The following is an 18134-nucleotide window of genomic DNA, read 5'->3' as shown; positions in this document are numbered from 1 at the left end:
TAATAGTGGGCCATGAGCATCCCTGGCATCGACCGGACCCGCCTGGTCGCGTGGATGGCCCGCCACGTCCCCGACGCGGGGGAGCCCACCGAGATCACACTGATCTCGGGCGGCCGGTCCAACCTGACGTACCGGGTCGAGACGCCGGGCCGCAGGCTGGTCCTGCGCCGCCCGCCCCTCGGCCACGTCCTGCCCACGGCCCACGACATGCGCAGGGAGTGGCGGGTCGTCTCCGCGCTCGCGCCGACCCCCGTGCCGGTGCCCGAGCCGGTCGCCCTCTGCACCGACGAGGACGTGATCGGGGCCCCCTTCTACCTGATGGGCCACGTCGAGGGCGAGGCCCTGCGCGCCCGCGGCCAGGCCGACCTGGCGCCGGCCCAGGCCAGGGCGCTGTCGGAGCGGCTCGCCGAGGTGCTCGCCGCGATCCACGCCGTCGACTACGAGGAGGTCGGCCTGGGCGGCTTCGGCCGGCCGGAGGGCTACCTGGCGCGCCAGTTGGAGCGCTGGGGGCAGCAGTGGGAGCGCTCGAAGACCCGCGAGCTCCCCGAGTACGACGCGCTCGTCGCCCGCCTGCGCGAACGCCTCCCCGACCGGCCGTCCGCCGCTCTCGTGCACGGCGACTACCGCCTGGACAACACGCTGGTACGGCTGGCGCCCGGCGCGGACCCGCAGATCCGGGCCGTGGTCGACTGGGAGATGTCCACCCTGGGCGACCCCGTCGCCGACCTCGGCCTCACCCTGACCTACTGGCACGACCCCGGTGACGCCGCGCGCTCCTCCGTCCCGGTGGCGGGCGACGTCACGCTCACCCCCGGCTTCCTGGACGCGAAGGGGTTCGCCGCCCACTACGCGAAGGTGTCCGGGGCCGACCTGAGCGACCTGGACTTCTACCTGGCCTTCGGCAACTTCAAGCTCGCCGTGATCCTGGAGGGCATCCACGCGCGCTTCGTCCAGGGCAAGACGGTCGGCGAGGGCTTCGACGACCTGGGCGCCTCCGTCCCCGTCCTGGTCGCGCGGGCCCACCGGGCGCTGGACGAGCGCCCCGCCTGACTCTCCGCACGGACCCCGCCCGCACCCCGGGCAGGGTCCGTGCGGACTCCGGGAGAGATCCGTGCGGACCCCGGGACGGGGCCGGTGCGATCCGCGCGGGACGGAGCCGGTGCGATCCGCGTGAGTCATGCTCCGCACGGGGACCGTCTGGGGTGCACGGCCGGTCTCAGGCGCTTTCCGGTGAGCGCGCCGCGCGCCGGCGGGCCCGGTACGCGGTGAGCGGCACGCCCAGGGCGGCGAGCGAGGTGACGGTGGCCAGCGCCGTCAGCACCCGGTACACCGTGAACGTGCCCGTCATGAAGAACGCCTCGCTGACCAGGATGCCCAGCGCGACGCTGAGCGCCACCGTGAGCGCGATGCTCTCCATGGCATCCCCGGTGTGGTCGCGCGGGGCGAGCAGCGGCCGGAACAGCGCCAGCACGGCGGCCCCCGGACAGGTGAGCAGGAAGACCACCGTGACGGTGACGCGCAGCGGAGCGCCGCCGGGAGTCTCGGTCGTGAGCAGGGCCAGCCAGCCGGAGGAGGCGAGCAGCAGGAGCGGCCAGCGTATGGTGTTCATCGGTTGCCTCCAGCGCGGAGCCCCGCCGTCACGGGGTCGCCGCCGCTCTCTTCGGGATCAGTTCGTAGACGGCGCCCCCCGAGTTGCGGACGAGCACCCGGAACCGGTCGGACGCCTCGACCCCCCGGCGCAGCCGGTCGATCGTGCCCTTCGGGAAGATGCCCGCCGTCTCGATGGCGGCCTTCTGCGCGCGGTTGAGCACCAGGTAGGCCTTGCCGCCCGGCGGCACGCTCGACATGAGGCCGACGAGCGACGGCACCGGGTCCTGCACCAGCTCCACCCGGGTGGGCACGTACTTCGGCATCCCGGGGGCGGCCTCGCGCGAGCGGGGCAGCTCGTCCAGCCAGCTGTGCTGGTAGCGCTCGTAGTAGTCGTAGGCGGCGGGCAGGAAGAACGTGGGCGCCACGATGAGCGACCCCTCCGGCGCCGCACGGTGCACCGCGCGCACGAGCCGGACCTCGTCCTGGGTGAAGTAGTTGGACTGCTCCTTGCCGTAGTTGCCGAAGAAGAAGCCGGTGACCATGAGCATGAGGACCAGGGGCAGGATCAGGACGCGGACGAAGGCCCGGCGGGCGGGCAGGAACAGCGCCGCGGCCAGGAACGCGCTGAGCGGGAGCGTGAACAGGTAGATGCGGAACATGATCTCCCCGCCGTAGCTCCCCGCGGCGAGGAACAGCAGCGGGCTGAGCCCGATCACCAGCAGGGGCAGGCCCGGCCGCCTGAGCCAGCGGCGGCGCAGCAGGGCGCCGCCGGCGGCGAGCAGCCACAGCCCCGCGGAGAGCGCGCGGTCGGCGTAGGCGACGATCACCTGGCCGGGAGCGGCGGTGCCGAGGGACAGGAGGCCGTCGTCCAGGTTGCCGCCGGCGTCGCCGAGCGACTCCACGATGTCGCTGAACCGGGCCTCCAGGAGCTGCCAGGCGGCCACGGCGTCCCACACCAGCACGGCGAACCCGGTGAACAGCAGGATGCCCAGGTTGCGGTGGCGCCGCAGTACGGACAGGGCGGCCAGCCCGGCCACCAGCATGAGCGGCGTCAGCTGGTGGGAGGAGGCGATCGCCACGATCGGGAGGGCCAGCAGGATCGTCCAGACCAGGCGCCTGCGCGTGCCGGAGACGGGCGGGGGCTCCGCGCCCAGCCCCTCGGGGTCGTCGCCCGCCCTGATCGGCCCGCGCCGGAAGCGCCGCACCACGACGACCAGCACGGTCAGGTAGAGGACCAGGGTGGTGGCCTGCGGCGAGAAGTAGTCCTGGCCCACCCAGGAGCAGGAGAAGTAGACCCAGACCGCGCCCCAGACCAGCTGCCGGTTGCGCGTCACCGTGCGGAACAGCAGCAGCAGCGGGAGCAGCATCGCGGTGTTGAAGACGGCGGGCCCCCAGGCGGCGATGCCGAGGGCGTCCGGCAGCCCGGCGGCCTCCGTCATCATCGCGAAGAACGAGAAGAAGCCCGGCCACTGGTGGTAGGCGGCCAGCGGGCTGAGCTCGGGGTCCGTGGCGCCGTGCCGGATCAGGTAGTCGATGACGGAGACGTGCTTCCACGCCCAGGAGTAGCGCAGCGAGGGGTAGAGCAGCGCGGGGGTCGCGTGCAGGACCGCGATCAGCACCAGGGTGTAGCCCGCGTGCCAGAGCTCCAGGGCCTTCCGGTCGCCGAGCAGCGCGACGAACCCGATGATCATGATCGCGACCGCGATCCAGAACAGGGCGGGCAGGACCGTGATCAGCCCCAGGTCGGTCATCTTGTCGAGGTCGACCTCGCGCAGGGAGAGCCCCCACAGCACGGTGGCGACCGGCAGCGCCGTCCGGGAGAGGAACCACGTCCACTGGCCCGTCTCCCGCGGGGTCCCGTCGGCCCGCGTCGTGCGCAGCCTCCCGCTCACGTAGCCGGCGTTGGCCGCCACCATGCCCAGGAGCATCACGAGCAGGGCCTTCCACCCCTTGATGTCCGCCGGACCGGTGAAGGTGACCGCGCGGAACACCGCCCGGGGCAGGCCGTTCCTGACCGGCGCCAGGTGGGCCAGGAGACCCTCCCATCCGTTGGTGCGTCGCCCCACGTCCGCCTGCGACCGGCCCTCGGCGGTGCACCGGGCCAGGAAGTAGGCCAGGCGGGAGCGCCGCTCGGGCACGTCCAGCCGTACCACCGCCGAGGGCTCGTGGAGCAGCTTCGCGGCGGGCCGCAGGTCGAGCAGGCGGGAGCGGAGCTCGGTCTTCACGCCGCCCGCGGGCTCGGCGGAGACCTCCTCGGGGCGGTGGTCGGGCTCCTCGGGGAACCCCCCGGCCTCGGCCAGCGCCTCCCGCCGGAACGACAGGGCACCGCCGTACAGGTCGTCGACGCGGTCCGGCTGGATGCGGGAACCGGTGAACGGCACCCCCAGCACCCAGGCCAGCTCGGCGGGGAACCAGTCGGGCCTGCCCGAGCTCCAGCGCAGCGCCACCCGGCCGCGGACCGCGACCACGTCGTGGTCGGTGTACGGCTCCAGCAGCGCCGCCGACCAACCCGGCTCGGGAGCGGAGTCGCCGTCGAGGAAGGCGACGACGTCCCCTCGGACACGGGCCAGCCCCAGGTTGCGGGCGGAGGCCGCGCCGGCGGCCTCCTGCTCCCGCACCACGGTGATCTCACCGGTCCCGTCGGTCCCGCGGAGTTCGGCCTCGGCCCACTCGGCCAGCTCGGGGGAGCGGTCCACGACCAGGACGATCTCCTCGGGGGCCGGCTCCTGGGCCCGCAGCGCCTTGACCGTCACGGCCAGGCGGAACCGCGACTGCGCGGGGCCCGCGACGACGACGACCGACAGCGAAGGGAGGGCCGTCTCACCGGGCGGGGTCTCCTCCTGCTCGGGCGCGGTCTTCTCCAGCTCCGGCTCCCCGCGGGCGGCCGGGATCTTCGGGACCGGCACCCGCCAGGCGACGGTGGGCGCACCGTCGCTCACGCCGCTCCGCCCGATCGGCACGACGGTGATCGTCTCAGCGGAGATCCCGTCCCCGGAGACCTCGTCCGCCGTCTCCGGGACGTCCTCCCCGCCGGAGCCGCCGGAGCCGCCGGAGCCGCCGGAGCCGCCGGAGCCGCCGGAATCGTCGAGTCCGCCGACCCCGCTGGAACCGTCGAGTCCGCCGGAGCCGTCGGGTCCGGTTCCGGGCTCCGCGTCGGGCCCGCACTCCCGGGCCCTTCCGTCAGGTGTGCTCCCCGCCGGGCTCCCGCCGCCGGACTCGACCACGGGCTCGACCGCGGGCTCGACCGCGGGCCCGGCTCCGGGCTCACCGGACTCGGAGGGCTCGGACGGCTCGACCGCGGTGGAGGCCGGGCGCCTCATCGGTCGGGTGATCGCCTCGTCGATCACCTCTTCAGCCTGCTTGCCCTCCACACGCGCCCTTCCCTGGGTAGTCGACGGGAGTCAATCGTTGCCGACTTTACTCCGCGTGGCTTCGCTTTCGCCGTATCACCGCCGTATCACCGCGGTATCACCACAGAGGGCCTTGACCTGCTCCGCTCCGTGCCGCCGCGCGTCTTCCGCCGGGCGCGGCCCCGGCTCCGCGGCCCCTCCGTCAGGGGAGGGGCTGCTGGAAGTAGGGGTCCTTCCCCGCCTCCGCGAACGCCTCCAGGACGCCGGGACCGGTGAGCGAGAAATCGCAGTCGTCGACGTCGGTGTTGTTCCACTGGATGATCGCCTTGAGGTTGGGCATCCGCTTCATCGCCGCCGGGATGCCGCGGTACCAGTCGGCCCGCGCGGAGGGGTCGGCGGAGTCGCTCTCCGTCCCGTACTCGGCCAGCATCAGCGGCTTGTGGGCGAAGCCGTTCTGCTGGAACCACTCGTAGGTGGGCTGCACGGTCTCCTCGAAGCTCTGCCACTTCGCGCCCCGGCAGGTGGCGAAGTTGTAGGGGTCGTAGCTGATCCAGTCGACGTAGTCGTCACCCGGGTAGTACGGCTTCCAGCGGTCGCGGAACGGGTAGTAGCCGGTGACGCCCCAGACCCAGAGCGCGTTGTCCGCGCCCGCCTGCCGGAACCGGTCGACGATGCGCTTGTAGGCCGCGATGTACTCCTCGGGGGTCTGGCCGCTCTCCTCGCGGTCCTTCTCCCCGTCGAAGCCGATCAGGACGGGCTTGCCGTACTCCTTGACCCGCGCGGCCTGGGCGTCGATGACCCGGTCGAGCTCCCCGCGCGCGATGGCGTGCCAGGGGATGTCCACGTTCCCGGCCCAGATCGTCGACTCCCAGCCGAGGAACAGTACGCGCTCCTCGGCGAGGTCGCTCTCGTCGTCCCGGAAGAAGCGGCCCGCGTCGGTCTCGGACATGTCGTGGTAACTGATGGTGATGTCGAGTTTGCGGCCGATCTGCTCCTCCATCGAGGTCACGTCGGCCACCAGCCCGCGCTCCCGGTCCGGCGGGACGTGCATCCCCCACCAGGCCCCGCACGGCGGCACCAGGTCGGAGGCCGGCACGCAGGAGGTCGGGGTCGGCCGGGCCCCCGGCACGGTCGGCGGAGGCGGCGCCGCACTGCGTTCGACGGGGGCGGCGTACATGTAGACCACGGCGGTGACGGCCAGGGCGGCCACCAGGGCCGCCACCAGCGAGATCGGAATCCACTTGGAAGGGGGCAGCCCCCGGTCGCGGCGGGCGTGCCTCCCCCTGCCGGGCATGGTCATGTGGTCCTCCGAACGCGTGGGTCCAGCGGACCGGCTGAAGCCGACATGGGGTGATCACTCTCCGGGCGCTCTGCTTGACTCATCAGCTCTCATGGATCATGAAGGGGGTGGGCTATGGTGAGCGTAAGGTCACGCTGCGCTGTCTTCGGTGCTCACATCCGGGCGCCCGTCTCCTCCGTCGAGGCCGCGGGGGCGGACGGAGCCGGGGGCAGGCCCGGAAGGCGGGGCGGGGGCGGGCCGGCCGGCCGCACCCCCAGCCGGTCCAGCAGTACGGCGACGCGCCGCGCGCGCAGCGGGTCCACCGGGAGCACGTGCCGCGTCCACCAGCGCGCGGCCTCCGGGGTCGGCCCGGCGGGCACCAGACCGAGATAGTCGTCCAGCGGCGGGTCGTAGACGAACCCAGGGACCACGCCGTGCCGCTCCAGCGCGGCGACGACCCCGTCGCGGTCCTCGACCGCCAGCGGCACCCGGAGCAGCGGCGCCGGCGGCGACCCGGCCACGCCCCGCGCGGCCCACGGCAGCCCGCGCAGCAGCTCCACCCCGGCCAGCCGGCGTTCGCGCTCCCGGTCGACCACCCGGAAGCGGGAGCGCTGGTAGGCCCGGAGCAGCCCGCCCTGCCGCATCCGCCAGTCGTCCAGGTCGATCCGGAGCCAGTGGCCGAGCCCGTCGAGCCCGGCCGGCGCCTCCAGGGATTCCAGCGCCTTCAGCGCCGCCCCCAGCTCCTCCTCGCGGGGAGCGCAGCGGTGACCCGTCCACTCGATCACGCCGAGCGCCTTCAGCGCCCGCCACATCGGCCGGACCAGCCCGGTCCGGTAGACCGTCTCCCGCAGCACCGGGCGGAGCGCGCCGAGGACCTGCGCGCGCGGGCCGCCGTCGAGCAGGAGCGCGTCGCGCATCCGGGCCAGGGCGGGCAGCTCGCCGGGGTCCTCCACCGCGAGGAACCCGCCGGACATGGCCCTGCCGTGCTTGGCCAGGCTGAACACGCCGGCGGCGCCGAACGTGCCGGCCGGTCGGCCGTCCACCGTGGTGAGCATGGCGTGCGCGGCGTCGTCGATCAGGACCAGGCCGCGGCGGTCGCACTCGGCGCGCAGCCGGACCACCCGGTCGGGCTGGCCGTACAGGTGGGTGGTGAGCACGCCCGCCAGGCCGGTCCAGTCGACCAGGTCCGGGTCGATGTTGCCGTCGTCCGCCGAGACGGGCGCCATGACGGGCCGCAGGCCCGCGGCCAACGCGATGAACAGCACGGTCTCGCAGTTGGTCGGGGCGATCAGCACCCGGTCTCCGGCGCCGAACCAGTGCCGCAGGGCGAGGTAGAGGCCGAACCGGGCCGAGGGCACGTGCAGGCACGCGGCCCCGACCCGCTCGCTCATGATGGATTCGAGGGTGCGGCTCATCGCGTCTTCAACCGTGCCCGCAGGTTCCCGTACCGCTTCATGGCCCGGTCGGCCGCGCCGTACAGGGCGGGGCTGTCCAGGATGAACTGCCGGGCCCGGCGCACCGGCGTGCGGCGCAGCCAGTACGCCGCCGCGCCGGCCGAGCGGCGGCGCACGCACCCCTCGCTCACCGGCTCGCCCCGGCTGCGCAGCGCGTCCTTGTACTCCGAACCGGTCCCGATCCCCAGGTCCATCGAGCGCAGCCCGGCGTCGGCGGCCGCCTCGGCCATCTGAAGGTGCTGGATCAGGCCGGGGGAGTACTTGGCGAACTCCGGGTCGTAGGCCGGGAACCAGCCGATCAGGATCGTGTCCGAGCGCAGCCCGAAGTGGCCCGCGACCGGTTTGCCGTCGCAGTAGAGCATGGACAGCGGCCCGGCGAAGTCGGGGGTGTCGATCGCGTGCAGCCGCTCGGCGAGCTCCACGACCCAGGCCTTGCCGAACCGGTCGGGGCGGCCCATCCGCTGGTACTGCGCGGACTTCCAGCTCCGCAGCAGCCGGAACTGCTCCTCGTCGCGGACCGCGAAGTCGAAGGTGAGCGCGCCTGCGTCGCGGCCGAGCTTGCGCTCCTTGTAGAGGGTGGACTTGAGGAACTTGGGGGAGCGCTCGCGCAGCCCGTCGAGATAGGCGGTGTAGCCGTCCGCCAGGTCGAGGACCACGGCCTCCTGGCGCAGCACCTCGAACGGCTGGAACCACTTCTGCCCGTCGACCATGCAGCCGAACTCCCACACGTGCAGCCCGCAGGCGCGCAGCAGGGCCTCGGCGTCGAACTCGGCGCCCGGCGCGTGGACCACGCCCTGGCAGAGCGAGACCCAGGCGCCCAGCGCGGTGCCCACGCTGCCGGGGTGCCGCTCGAACGGGAAGAAGCCGACCGGCCCGTCCTGCTCGGAGACGACCGCGACCCGGGCCTCGGCGCAGACCTCGCCCATCGCGACCGTGAACTCCGGGCTGAGGAAGGGGTTGCCCAGCCGCGGCGTGGCGTGCTGCATCTCGCGCCACGCGTCGATCTCGGCCTTGCCCAGCTCCCCGGGGCGGATGACGTCGATCTTCATATGCCGCGCCCCATCCGGTGCAGGCGGCCCACGATCGCCGGAGCGGGCAGGCCCGCCGTGACGGCCAGCGCCAGGTAGGCGCGCGGCTCCCAGGGGCGCCGCCGTACGGCCCTGCCGATCCAGCGCAGCGCCTGCGCGGAGCGGCCCAGCGCGGCCTCGGCGAAGGCGATCTTCCCGGCGAGCTGGGCGTAGCCGCCCGGCGCCCCGGCGAACTCCGGATAGCGCTCCAGCATCCAGCGCAGCGCCGTGGAGATCGTCTCGCTGGACTCGACGACGGAGAAGTGCGAGGCCGTGTGCAGCCTGACCCTGACCCCCGTCTCCGGCACGTTGACGATCGGCCCGAACCGGGCGGCCCGCAGCAGCAGCTCGTAGTCCTCGCCGTAGCCGCCGGGCAGCTCCTCGCTGACCAGGCCGAAGCCGCCGGTGAGCGCGTCACGGCGCATCAGGTAGGTCGAGGGGTGCATCGAGGGCAGCTGCTTGCGCAGCAGGTCCCGCAGGGTCACCGTCGGCGTGGGCACCGACCTGGCGAAGGCCACCTCGTCGTTGAAGAGCTCGATCCCGCAGGTCGCGAAGTGACCGCCGCCGAGCGCCGCCACCTGGGACCGGAGCCGGTGCGGCAGCCAGAGATCGGTGTCGTCGCAGAAGGCGACCAGTTCGCCGTCGTCGAGCAGCACGCCGGTGTTGCGGGCGCCGGCGATCCCCGGCTGCCGCGTGTTGGGCGTCACCATGACCCGCCGCCCGGGACGGGAGGTCGCGAACGACTCGTCCGGGGGGCTCTGGTCGAAGACGGCGACGCAGGTGATGTCGCCCGGATAGTCCTGGCCGAGGATCGAGTCGATCGTCTCCTGGAGGAGTCCGGTGCGATTGCGGGTCGGGATCACCACGGTGATCGCCGGCCAGTCGTTCACGGCAGGTCCTTTCCTAGAACTCGGGAAACTCATGGGAAATCGGGAGGTCATGGAGGCCGGAGCCGTCCCGGGCCCTCTCGGGCCCTGCGGGGACGGGTTCCGGGCCGGAGGGCGGGTCGCCGGTCGTGGTCCTCATCTAGGCCGCCGTCTCCAGACGCCCGTCACCGGCGGCCGCGGGAGCGGTCCGGCGCGGCGCGCGGGCCGGTGCCAGGGCCAGCGCGCACAGGCAGAGCAGGAAGGCGGTGGAGGCCGTGACCGACTCGGCGGGCGCGAGCCAGAGCACCGTCGTCACCACGAGCGCCAGCGCCCAGCGGACGCGTTCGTCGTGGTGCACGAGCCGCGCGGCGAGCAGCGCGGGGGCCAGGCTCGCCACGGCCAGGGCGACCGGCGCCCACACGAGCAGCGGGGTGGGGTCGGTCAGGCCCATCGCGCGGGCCAGGAACGCGGGCAGGGCCAGCGGCCACTCCCCGGGGCCGGCCTCACCGGTCGCCATCACCCGCGCGACCGCGCCGGCGGTGGCGCGGCCGGTCGAGCCGGACAGCGCCTCCGTCCCGTGCAGGCACAGCGCCACGGTGAGCAGTTGCACCCACAGCAGCCAGGTCCGGCGGCGCATCACGAGCTCGGCCAGGAGCGCCACCGCCACCAGCCCGGCTCCGGCGAGGGTCACCGCGGGCACGGCGGGCGAGCGCCCGCCCGCCGCCACGGTGAGCACGACGATCACGAGGCCCTCGGCGGCGATCAGCGGCGGAAGCAGGGCGCGCGTCCACTCCCACCACGGCACGGCGGGCCGTACCCGCGGACCCGGCACCGCGCGGGGCGCGCGCGGCGCCGGTGCGGTGCGCCCCGCACCCGGATCCGCTGCGGTGCGCATCGCACCCGGGTCCGCTGCGGTGCGCATCGCACCCGGGCCCGGTGCGGTGTGCATCGCACCCGGGCCCGGTGCCGCGGGCCGCGCGTGCCGGGGCCGCGGCGCGGGGCCGCCGCCGTCCGTGGAGGGCGATCCGCCCGGAAGCCGGGTGACGGTGGGCTGGGCGTCGACCGTCATCATCACCAGGGTCGGGACGTTGTCCGGCGAGAGGTCGGCGTCCGGCGGGAGTCCGGTGCCCGGCGCGCCGCCCGTCCGCAGCACCCCGAACAGACCGGGGGCGATGACGGCGGCGACGATCACCTGGGCGGCGAGGGTGCCGAGGCCCACACCGGTGATCCCGTGGACGCGGAAGAAGACGAACGACAGCCCCACGACCAGGATGCAGAGCAGCGCCTGGAGCAGCAGCAGCGCCCGCACGCGGCTGCGGGCGCGCAGCACGCCCAGGTAGATCTCGATGAGGGCGTGCGGGATCGAGGCGAGCGCGAGCAGTCTGAGGACGTCCGCTCCGTGCTCGGCGTAGGACCCCCCCCAGCCGAGCCGGAGGATGAGCGGGGCGGCCAGAACCGTCACCGTCACCGCGGGGACCAGGAGCATCATGGTCCGCCGGAGGGCGAGCCTGCACCTGCCCGCGAGCGCCGCCGGGTCGCCGGCCCCCTCGATGGTCAGGGAGATGGCCATGTTGAGGGCGAGCATGTCGAAGACGCCGACGAGGGTCACCGCCGCGCCGTAGTAACCCGCCATGCGCGCGTCCACGCCTCCGGACACCAGGGCGGGCACGAGGTAGACGCTGGCCAGGATGAGAAGTGTGCCGGGGAAGTCGCCGGCCAGGAAGCCGCCGATCCTGCGCATCGGGGGCGGCGGGCGGTGACCGCTGCGGGCGGCGGCCCGCGGCGCCAGCCTGGTGAAGATCGCGATGCTGATCGGCACGACGGTGAAGGCCACCGGGATCGTCCAGGCCAGGAAGATCCCGGAGCCGGGGAAGGACGGGGCCAGCACGATCAGCAGTCCGAGCTTCGCCACCCCGACGGCCACCCCGATCAGCGGCACCCAGGGCGCCTTGCCCAGCGCGGTGAGCACCACGTCCTGGAGCGTGAACACGCACCACAGGACGACGGCCAGCAGGAACCAGGCCGCGGGCGCGAGCCCGGACAGGCCGCCGAAGTTGGCGCCCCAGGACGGGAGCGTGGACAGGAAGAGCCCTGTCGCGGCGGCCGCCGCGGCGCCGCCCACCAGGTAGGTGCAGCCGACCAGACGGCCCGTCGCCCGCCCGCCCTCGGGCAGGAACCGGGTGAGCGCGCCGACGAAGCCGAAGGCGGTGAGCGCCGCGAGCAGCCGCATGGCGGCGATCAGCGCGAAGCCGCGGCCGTAGTCGGCGTCGCTGTAGAAGCGTGCGGCGACCGTCCAGTAGGCCAGCCCGAGGGCACCGGCCGCACCGGCGTTGACGATCAGTGAGTAGGCGTTGCGGAGCAGGGGGTCGTTCAGGTCCTTGGGGAGGCGGTCCCGCAGGGTGCCCAGCGGCCCTCGCCGTCGCTCGGCTCCCTCCGTCCTCCCCGCCGGCGCACTCGTCTCAGTCACCGCCCATTACCTGTCCCGGCCCGCAGCAGGGCGCCGGTCCGGTGCAGTCCGTAGCGGGTGCGCCGGACGAGCGCGTATCCCTTGGTGAGCGCCCGCTCGCGCAGGTAGAGCAGGGGCAGGCCCTGTCCGGCGAGCACCTTGGCGAACTTCGCCGGCGAGGTGTGCTCGGTGACGGTGAGCCGCGGCAGCGCCAGCAGTTCGTCGCCCTCGCAGAAGGCGTCGTTGGCCACGGCGCACGCGGTCCAGTAGCCCGCCCTGCGGACCTCCCGGCGCACCCGGGCGCTGGAGTAGCCGTAGGGGTAGGCCATGGTGGCCACCGGGCGGTCGAGGTGGTCCTCCAGCAGGGCCTTGTTCCTGCGCAGCTCGTCACGGAGCTCCCGGCCGGGGAGCTGGTCGAGCTGCGGGTGGCTGTGGCTGTGGCCGCCGATCTCGATGCCGCAGGAGACCGCCTCCCGGATCTGGTTCCAGGCCAGGGTGGGGCCCAGCGGCCGTCCGGCGGACTCCGCCCCGGCGTCCCGGATCCAGCCGGTGGTCACGAAGACCGTCGCGGGATAGCCGTACCGGGCGAGCAGCGGCAGCGCCTCGTCGTGGAAGTCGGCGTAGCCGTCGTCGAAGGTGATCGCCACCGGCCGGTCCGGCAGCGGGCCGGTCCGGTTCACCCCGGCGACGAGGTCGGACATGGTCATCGGGGTGAAACCCTGCTCGCGGAGCGTCTCCAGCTGCTCGGCGAAGCGCCGCGGCGAGACCGCGAGCGGCCGGGTCTCCTCGGTCGGCCGCTCGCTCACCGCGTGGTACATCAGGATCGGAACGCGTGTCATGATCGCCTCGACTTCAGACGTGTCGTGCCCACCACATAGCCCCAGCCGGTCCAGGCCAGGCCGACGGCGATGGCGAAGGCCCTGGCCAGGCCCGCCGGGTCGCCCCGGAGCGCCGCGCCGATCCCGCGCAGCACACCGGCGGGCAGCGTCCTGGTGGCGTACGCCCTCTCGCTGGAGAGGCCGTCCCGGGTGCCGACGCTGGAGGCGACCAGGGCCTTGGACAGGCCCTCGGCGTAGCAGCGGGACCTGAAGTAGGCGAACCGCTCCCGCTGCGCCGAGACCTTGTGCCCGATCACCGCCGCCGGCTCGAACAGCATCACCGCTCCCGGGAACCGCTGGGAGAGGCGGATGCAGAACTCCGTCTCCTCGCAGCCGAGCGGGCGGCTCCTGCGGCCCTGCACGCTGCGGCCGATGCCGGTGTGGAAACCGCCCGCCGCGCCCACGACCTCGCGGCGGAAGGCCGCGTTGCCGCCCATCACGTTGCGGATCGGCGCGCGGACCGTGGGCATGCCCACGTAGGTGCACCCCACGGTCCAGTCGAACTCCGGTGGGAACCAGCGCGGGCGGCGGCCCGCCGCCCACAGCGGCCTGGTCGACCCGCCCACCCCCACGACGGCCGGGTCCTGGAAGCCCTCCTCCAAAGCCTCCAGCCAGCCGGGCTCCGCCACCGCGTCGTCGTCCAAATACGCCACGACGTCGCCCGAGGCGGTCGCCGCGCCGGTGTTCTTGCCACCGGACAGCCCCTGCTCGTGCGCGTTCTCGACCACGATCGCGCCGGGGTACTCCTGCTTCAGCCGCAGGTGCAGGTCCGGGTTGTGATCGACGACCAGGATGACCTCGTACGGCTTGCGCCGCTGCCGTTCGACCGATTCGACGGCCTCCCGGATGTCCTCCCAGCGGTCTTCCGTGTAGACGCAGATGACGACGCTGATCTTCATGGTCAGGCGGCGCCCTGGTCCGCGGCGGGGGTGGCGGTCCGCGGCTCGGGCACCCTGGCGGTGGAGCCGCCGCGCCACTCCCTGATGATCGTCCTGAGCACCCGGAGGCCGTCGCGGACCGCACGGAGGTTGCTCTCCCCGTGGATGCGGCAGCGCTCGTGGCTGGGCACCTCGTGGATCTTCAGCCCGGCCTTGGCCGCCCTGATGTTCATCAGGGTCTCCACCTCGAAGCCCGCGCAGTCCACGTTGAGGACGCCGAGGTGGCGGGCCCAGAAGGCGTTGTAGCCGTAGCACAGGTCGCTGTACTGGGTCCCGTAGATCCTGTTCACCAGACCGGTCAGCGCCTTGTTGCCGAGCGTGCGGGTGAAGGTGAGGTCGTCGCTGCCGCCGCCGGAGGCGTAGCGCGAGCCCTTGACGAAGTCGGCGCCGGCCACCAGCGCGCTCACGAACTGGATGATCTCCCGGCCGTCGGTGGACCCGTCGGCGTCGATCATCACGATGATGTCGCCGGTGCAGGCGGCGAAGCCCGCGGCCAGCGCGTCGCCCTTGCCCTTGCCGGTCTGGGTGACCACGCGGACGTTGGGCCGCAGCCTCTTGGCGACGGCGACGGTGTCGTCCACCGAGTTGCCGTCCACCAGGATGATCTCGTCGATCCACTGCGGCAGCGTGGCGAAGACGTGCGGGAGGTTCTCCGCCTCGTTCATCGCGGGCACGACGACGCTCACGGTGGGCGAGATGGCCATGTGGGGAGTGAGCGGGGTGAACCGCTCGAGGGGCGGGATGGAGCGGAGTGTGCCGCTCTGCTTGCCATTGGCTCTGATCGTTTCGTGGTTCATGATGACGGATGGTCCTTCCGCGCGCTCGGTTCCCGGCACGAGACGAGGGCGAGCGCGACTGAGAGCGAGAGAGGTGTCACATCGGGAATCGAATGGCCGTGAAGGGAATGGTTACCGTGTCCGCGTCGACTGGTGCGAGCGGAAACGCGGTCGGAGGCGTGATTTTGCCTGTCCGTAGGCCTTGAGCAGGCGGTCGGCTGCCTTGAAGAGACGCGGGTCGTCCACGACGGCGGTGCGGAGCCGGCTGAGCGGGACGCGGCCCGCCCACTGCACGGCGGTGGTGGGGGACGGGCGCGCGACGCGGGCCTCGGCGACCATCAGGACGCCGGTCTTCAGCCAGTCCTTGTACTCGCGGTCGCCCTTGCCCATGTCGATCTGGTGCAGGCCGGCGGCCGCGGCGTGCTCGGCCAGGTGCAGGTGGTGCATGATGCCGGGCGAGTAGGGGGCGTAGGCGGTGTCGTAGGCGGGGAACCAGCCGACGAGGGTCTGCGCGGTGCGCAGGCCGAAGTGACCGGCGACCGGGGTGTCCCCGGCGTAGACCATGGTCAGGACGCCGGCGAAGTCGTCGGACCGGGCGGCGTGCATCTCCTCGACGAGCCGGATGATCCAGGGCTGGGCGAAGCGGTCGACCCGGCCGGTCCGCTGGTACTGGTCGGACTTCCAGCGCAGGAGCGTGTGCAGCGCGCCGAGGTCCGCGGACTCCCAGTCGAACCTGACCTCGCCGTGCTCGCGGCCGAGTTTGCGTTCCTTGTACCGCACGGTCTTGTAGTTCTTCGGCGAGGCGGCGCGGATCTGCTCGACGTAGGCGTCGAACCCGGAGCCGAGGTCCATGACGGGGGCCGGCCGCACGTCCGTCTCGTACGGGGAGAACGTGGGCTGGCCCGCGACCAGGTAGTCGAAGTCGATGACCGAGAGCCTGCAGCCCCGGAGCAGCTCGCGCGCGTCGATCTTGAACTCCGGGGTCGCGATCACCCCGTGGCAGGTGACGAGGAAGCCGCCCAGCGGCCTGCCGACGCCGAAGGCGTGCCGCTCGTAGGGGAAGAAGCCCGTGACCGTGCCGCCGTCCTCGATGACCGCGACCCTGACGCGGTCGCGCAGCCGACCCATGGCCAGCGTGAAGTCCACGGACAGGAACGGATTGTCGAGAGCCGGGGAGGCCTTCTGGATCTCGCGCCACCGGTTGATCTCCGGCTCGCCGAGCTCCCCCGGACACACAACAGTGATCTTCACTCTGACCTCGCCCCCTGTTCGGCCCGCAGGCCTCCGTCGCCCCGATACAGCGTGCGCAGCACCCACAAGAACGCTCCCACAACCGCGATCGTCGCCACTCCGGCACGTGGCGACCATGCGTCAAAAGAGAGCATGGCTATGGCAAGGAGCGTGTTAACAGCGACACTTGCCGCTATTCCAGCCGTTATCACTCTGAGAGGGTCACGATCACGCAACACTCCGATCAGAGCGACGGCGGGAGTTAACAGAAGAAACAGAAGAACCAGGACGGAACGGAGGAAAACCTCGGTCCCGGTGAGTGCCAGGGCCGCTCCCGCCGCACATGCGAACGCGAGCGCCCCTCGGAGCGCCCTGCGGATGATCCGCATCTCCCGACTCCCGGACTGGTAAGGCATGGCTGACCGCCACCCCATGTGACCAACCATCCCTCAGGACCGTCAATGGCGACGTTTGCCATAGGCCCATGGTTTACCCAATTGCTAAGGGATGTCGTGAAGTCGTTCAGCGTCCGGTCAGGAAATCAGGCAGCCTCCTGCTCCGGGCTCACGGAGGGCGTAGGGGTCGGCTCGGGAGCCTCGGTGGGATCGGGTGCGGGTTCGGAGTCCTCGGGGGCGGGGCCGTCCCACGAGACGGCGCAGGCGGTGCCGCCCCCGGACGACCGGAACGCGACCCGCCCGGACCCGCTCTCCCCGGGGTCGGCGGCGGTCACCCAGATCACCGCCGAGGCGCCGGCCCGGAGCCGCCCGCCGGCGGGGTGGACGACCAGCCCTCCCGAGGTGGTCGCCGACCACTCGACCGCGGCGCCCCGCGCCGTCAGCCGGATCCGCCCCGCCCCGGCGCCGATGTCCGGCGGGCACGAGACGCTCAGCCGGGCGGACGGCCGGGGCGCGGGCGGGCGGGTGGTGCGCGGCCGGTCCGCCGCCGGGCGGGGTACGGCGGGGCGGGACGCGGCGGGGCGGCCGGGGCCGGGTGCGGTGCCGCGGGCGCTCTCCGCCGGTTCGGGCCCGGGCTCCTCCGCCGGGGGTTCCTCCAGGCCGGGTGCGGGCTCCTCCGGCTCCGGCGAGGCGTCCGGTTCCGGTTCCGGTTCCGGTTCCGGCGGGGAGACGACCATCGCCGGTTCCGGGCCGGGCGCGGACTCCGCCCGGCCCGCAGGACCCCGTACGAGGTCCTGTCCGGTGACCACGATCACGCCCGCGGTCACGGCCAGCAGGCACGCGGCCGCCGCGACCGCCGGGGCCGGCCGCCCGGTCCGCTTCCTGCGGCGCGCGGCCCTCGGTACGGCGCGCCGTTCTCCGGCGACCGGGAAGCCGGTCCGGTCGAAGCGGTCCCCGGCGGCGACGACGGCGGCGCGGGTCCCGCCCTGCCCCGGGTCCACGCAGGTGGCGATCGTCCGGCGGCGCAGGGAGAGCGGCGGGAGGGCGGCCGGGAGCAGGTCCAGCAGCCGCCCGGCCGGGACGTGCCGGTCGCGCAGTCCGGCGCAGACCTCGCAGCGGGCGATGTGGGCCGACAGCCTCCTGCGCAGCGCCGGGGTGAGCGGCCCCTCCCACGAGTCGACCATCGCCGACAGGTCCGGGCAGTGCGCCCGGCCGATCCTGGCCAGCACGACCGCGGCGGCGGCGTTCTCCAGATGGTCGCGGGCCCGGCCGAGGCGGGTCGCGGCCTGCCGGGAGGTCAGGCCGAGCACCGCGCCGACCTCGCCGGAGCTCAGGCCGTGCCGGAGGGAGAGCTCCAGCACCTCCCGCTCCTGCCCGCCCAGCTCCGCCAGCGTCTCCCGGACCAGCGCGGCCAGCTCGCGCTCCCCGGGGTCGTCGGGCTCGTCGAAGACCGGCGAGGGTCCCGTGCCCCGTCCGCCCCTGGACCCGGCGGCGCACCGGAACCGGACGAGCGCGTACAGCCAGGGGCGCAGCCGCCCGGCGTCCCGCAGCCGGTCCGCGCACCCGTGCGCGACGACCAGGGCGTCGTGCACGGCGTCGGCCGCGGCGTCGACGTCGGCCAGCAGCGAGAAGGCGTAGTCGTTGAGCCGCTCGGCGTAGGCGTCGTACAGCCGCGCGGGCGCCTGGGCGTCGGCGCGCCGGAGCGCCTCCGCGAGTCGTTGATCGTCGGTCCGGCCGACGGTCGGCCATCCGGGCACGGACACTTCCTCCCCGACGCAGACGGGCTCGTTCACGGGACACGCCCGAGACCCCACGCGAGTGGGACGCCGCCTGTCCGGGAGGGGTTGTCCCGATATGCCGACCCG

At 73.5% G+C, this 18134-nt stretch carries 13 protein-coding genes; 1 reads left to right on the top strand and 12 read right to left on the bottom strand.

Annotation, left to right across the window (positions count from 1 at the left end):
* Positions 1–12: 12 nt before the first annotated feature.
* Positions 13–1050 (top strand): phosphotransferase family protein, encoded by a 1038-nt coding sequence (locus tag IEZ06_RS17445; RefSeq protein ID WP_189237762.1) that lies wholly within the window; start codon positions 13–15, stop codon positions 1048–1050.
* A gap of 166 nt (positions 1051–1216) precedes the next feature.
* Here IEZ06_RS17445 and IEZ06_RS17440 read toward each other — a convergent pair whose 3' ends face one another.
* The 12 genes from IEZ06_RS17440 to IEZ06_RS17385 form a co-directional block, all read right to left on the bottom strand.
* Entirely contained in the window at positions 1217–1609 is a 393-nt protein-coding gene (locus tag IEZ06_RS17440; protein WP_189237761.1) for a hypothetical protein, read from the bottom strand.
* Between the two features lie 28 nt (positions 1610–1637).
* A complete protein-coding gene (locus tag IEZ06_RS17435) occupies positions 1638–4961 on the bottom strand; it encodes a glycosyltransferase family 2 protein (protein ID WP_189237760.1) in 3324 nt (1107 codons plus the stop codon).
* A 181-nt stretch (positions 4962–5142) separates the two neighbouring features.
* Positions 5143–6240 (bottom strand): glycoside hydrolase family 26 protein, encoded by a 1098-nt coding sequence (locus tag IEZ06_RS17430; RefSeq protein ID WP_189237759.1) that lies wholly within the window; start codon positions 6238–6240, stop codon positions 5143–5145.
* A gap of 152 nt (positions 6241–6392) precedes the next feature.
* A complete protein-coding gene (locus IEZ06_RS17425) occupies positions 6393–7634 on the bottom strand; it encodes a DegT/DnrJ/EryC1/StrS family aminotransferase (RefSeq protein ID WP_189237758.1) in 1242 nt (413 codons plus the stop codon).
* Positions 7631–8722 (bottom strand): GNAT family N-acetyltransferase, encoded by a 1092-nt coding sequence (locus tag IEZ06_RS17420; protein WP_189237757.1) that lies wholly within the window; start codon positions 8720–8722, stop codon positions 7631–7633. Before IEZ06_RS17420 ends, IEZ06_RS17425 begins: the two co-directional genes overlap by 4 nt.
* On the bottom strand, positions 8719–9630 hold the full coding sequence (locus IEZ06_RS17415) for a glycosyltransferase family 2 protein (protein ID WP_189237756.1): 912 nt from the start codon (positions 9628–9630) through the stop codon (positions 8719–8721). The genes IEZ06_RS17420 and IEZ06_RS17415 overlap by 4 nt, the downstream gene beginning before the upstream one ends.
* Positions 9631–9766: 136 nt before the next feature.
* Positions 9767–12073 carry a hypothetical protein gene (locus IEZ06_RS17410; RefSeq protein WP_189237755.1) on the bottom strand — a complete coding sequence of 769 codons (2307 nt, stop codon included), beginning with the start codon at positions 12071–12073 and terminating at the stop codon, positions 9767–9769.
* Positions 12070–12891, bottom strand: a complete 822-nt coding sequence (locus IEZ06_RS17405) for a polysaccharide deacetylase family protein (protein ID WP_189237754.1) — start codon at positions 12889–12891, stop codon at positions 12070–12072. Before IEZ06_RS17405 ends, IEZ06_RS17410 begins: the two co-directional genes overlap by 4 nt.
* Positions 12888–13829: a glycosyltransferase family 2 protein gene (locus IEZ06_RS17400; protein ID WP_189237753.1), complete on the bottom strand. Its 942-nt coding sequence runs from the start codon at positions 13827–13829 to the stop codon at positions 12888–12890. Before IEZ06_RS17400 ends, IEZ06_RS17405 begins: the two co-directional genes overlap by 4 nt.
* Positions 13830–13831: 2 nt before the next feature.
* Complete coding sequence (locus IEZ06_RS17395; RefSeq protein ID WP_068903387.1) at positions 13832–14665, bottom strand: glycosyltransferase family 2 protein; 834 nt, start codon at positions 14663–14665, stop codon at positions 13832–13834.
* Between the two features lie 111 nt (positions 14666–14776).
* Positions 14777–15895 carry a GNAT family N-acetyltransferase gene (locus tag IEZ06_RS17390; RefSeq protein ID WP_189237752.1) on the bottom strand — a complete coding sequence of 373 codons (1119 nt, stop codon included), beginning with the start codon at positions 15893–15895 and terminating at the stop codon, positions 14777–14779.
* 520 nt (positions 15896–16415) lie between these two features.
* Positions 16416–18026 (bottom strand): sigma factor-like helix-turn-helix DNA-binding protein, encoded by a 1611-nt coding sequence (locus IEZ06_RS17385; protein WP_189237751.1) that lies wholly within the window; start codon positions 18024–18026, stop codon positions 16416–16418.
* Positions 18027–18134: the final 108 nt, after the last annotated feature.

Source organism: Planomonospora antibiotica (genome assembly GCF_014647955.1).
GTDB lineage: Bacteria > Actinomycetota > Actinomycetes > Streptosporangiales > Streptosporangiaceae > Planomonospora > Planomonospora parontospora.
This window is presented reverse-complemented; position numbering and strand designations above follow the sequence as displayed.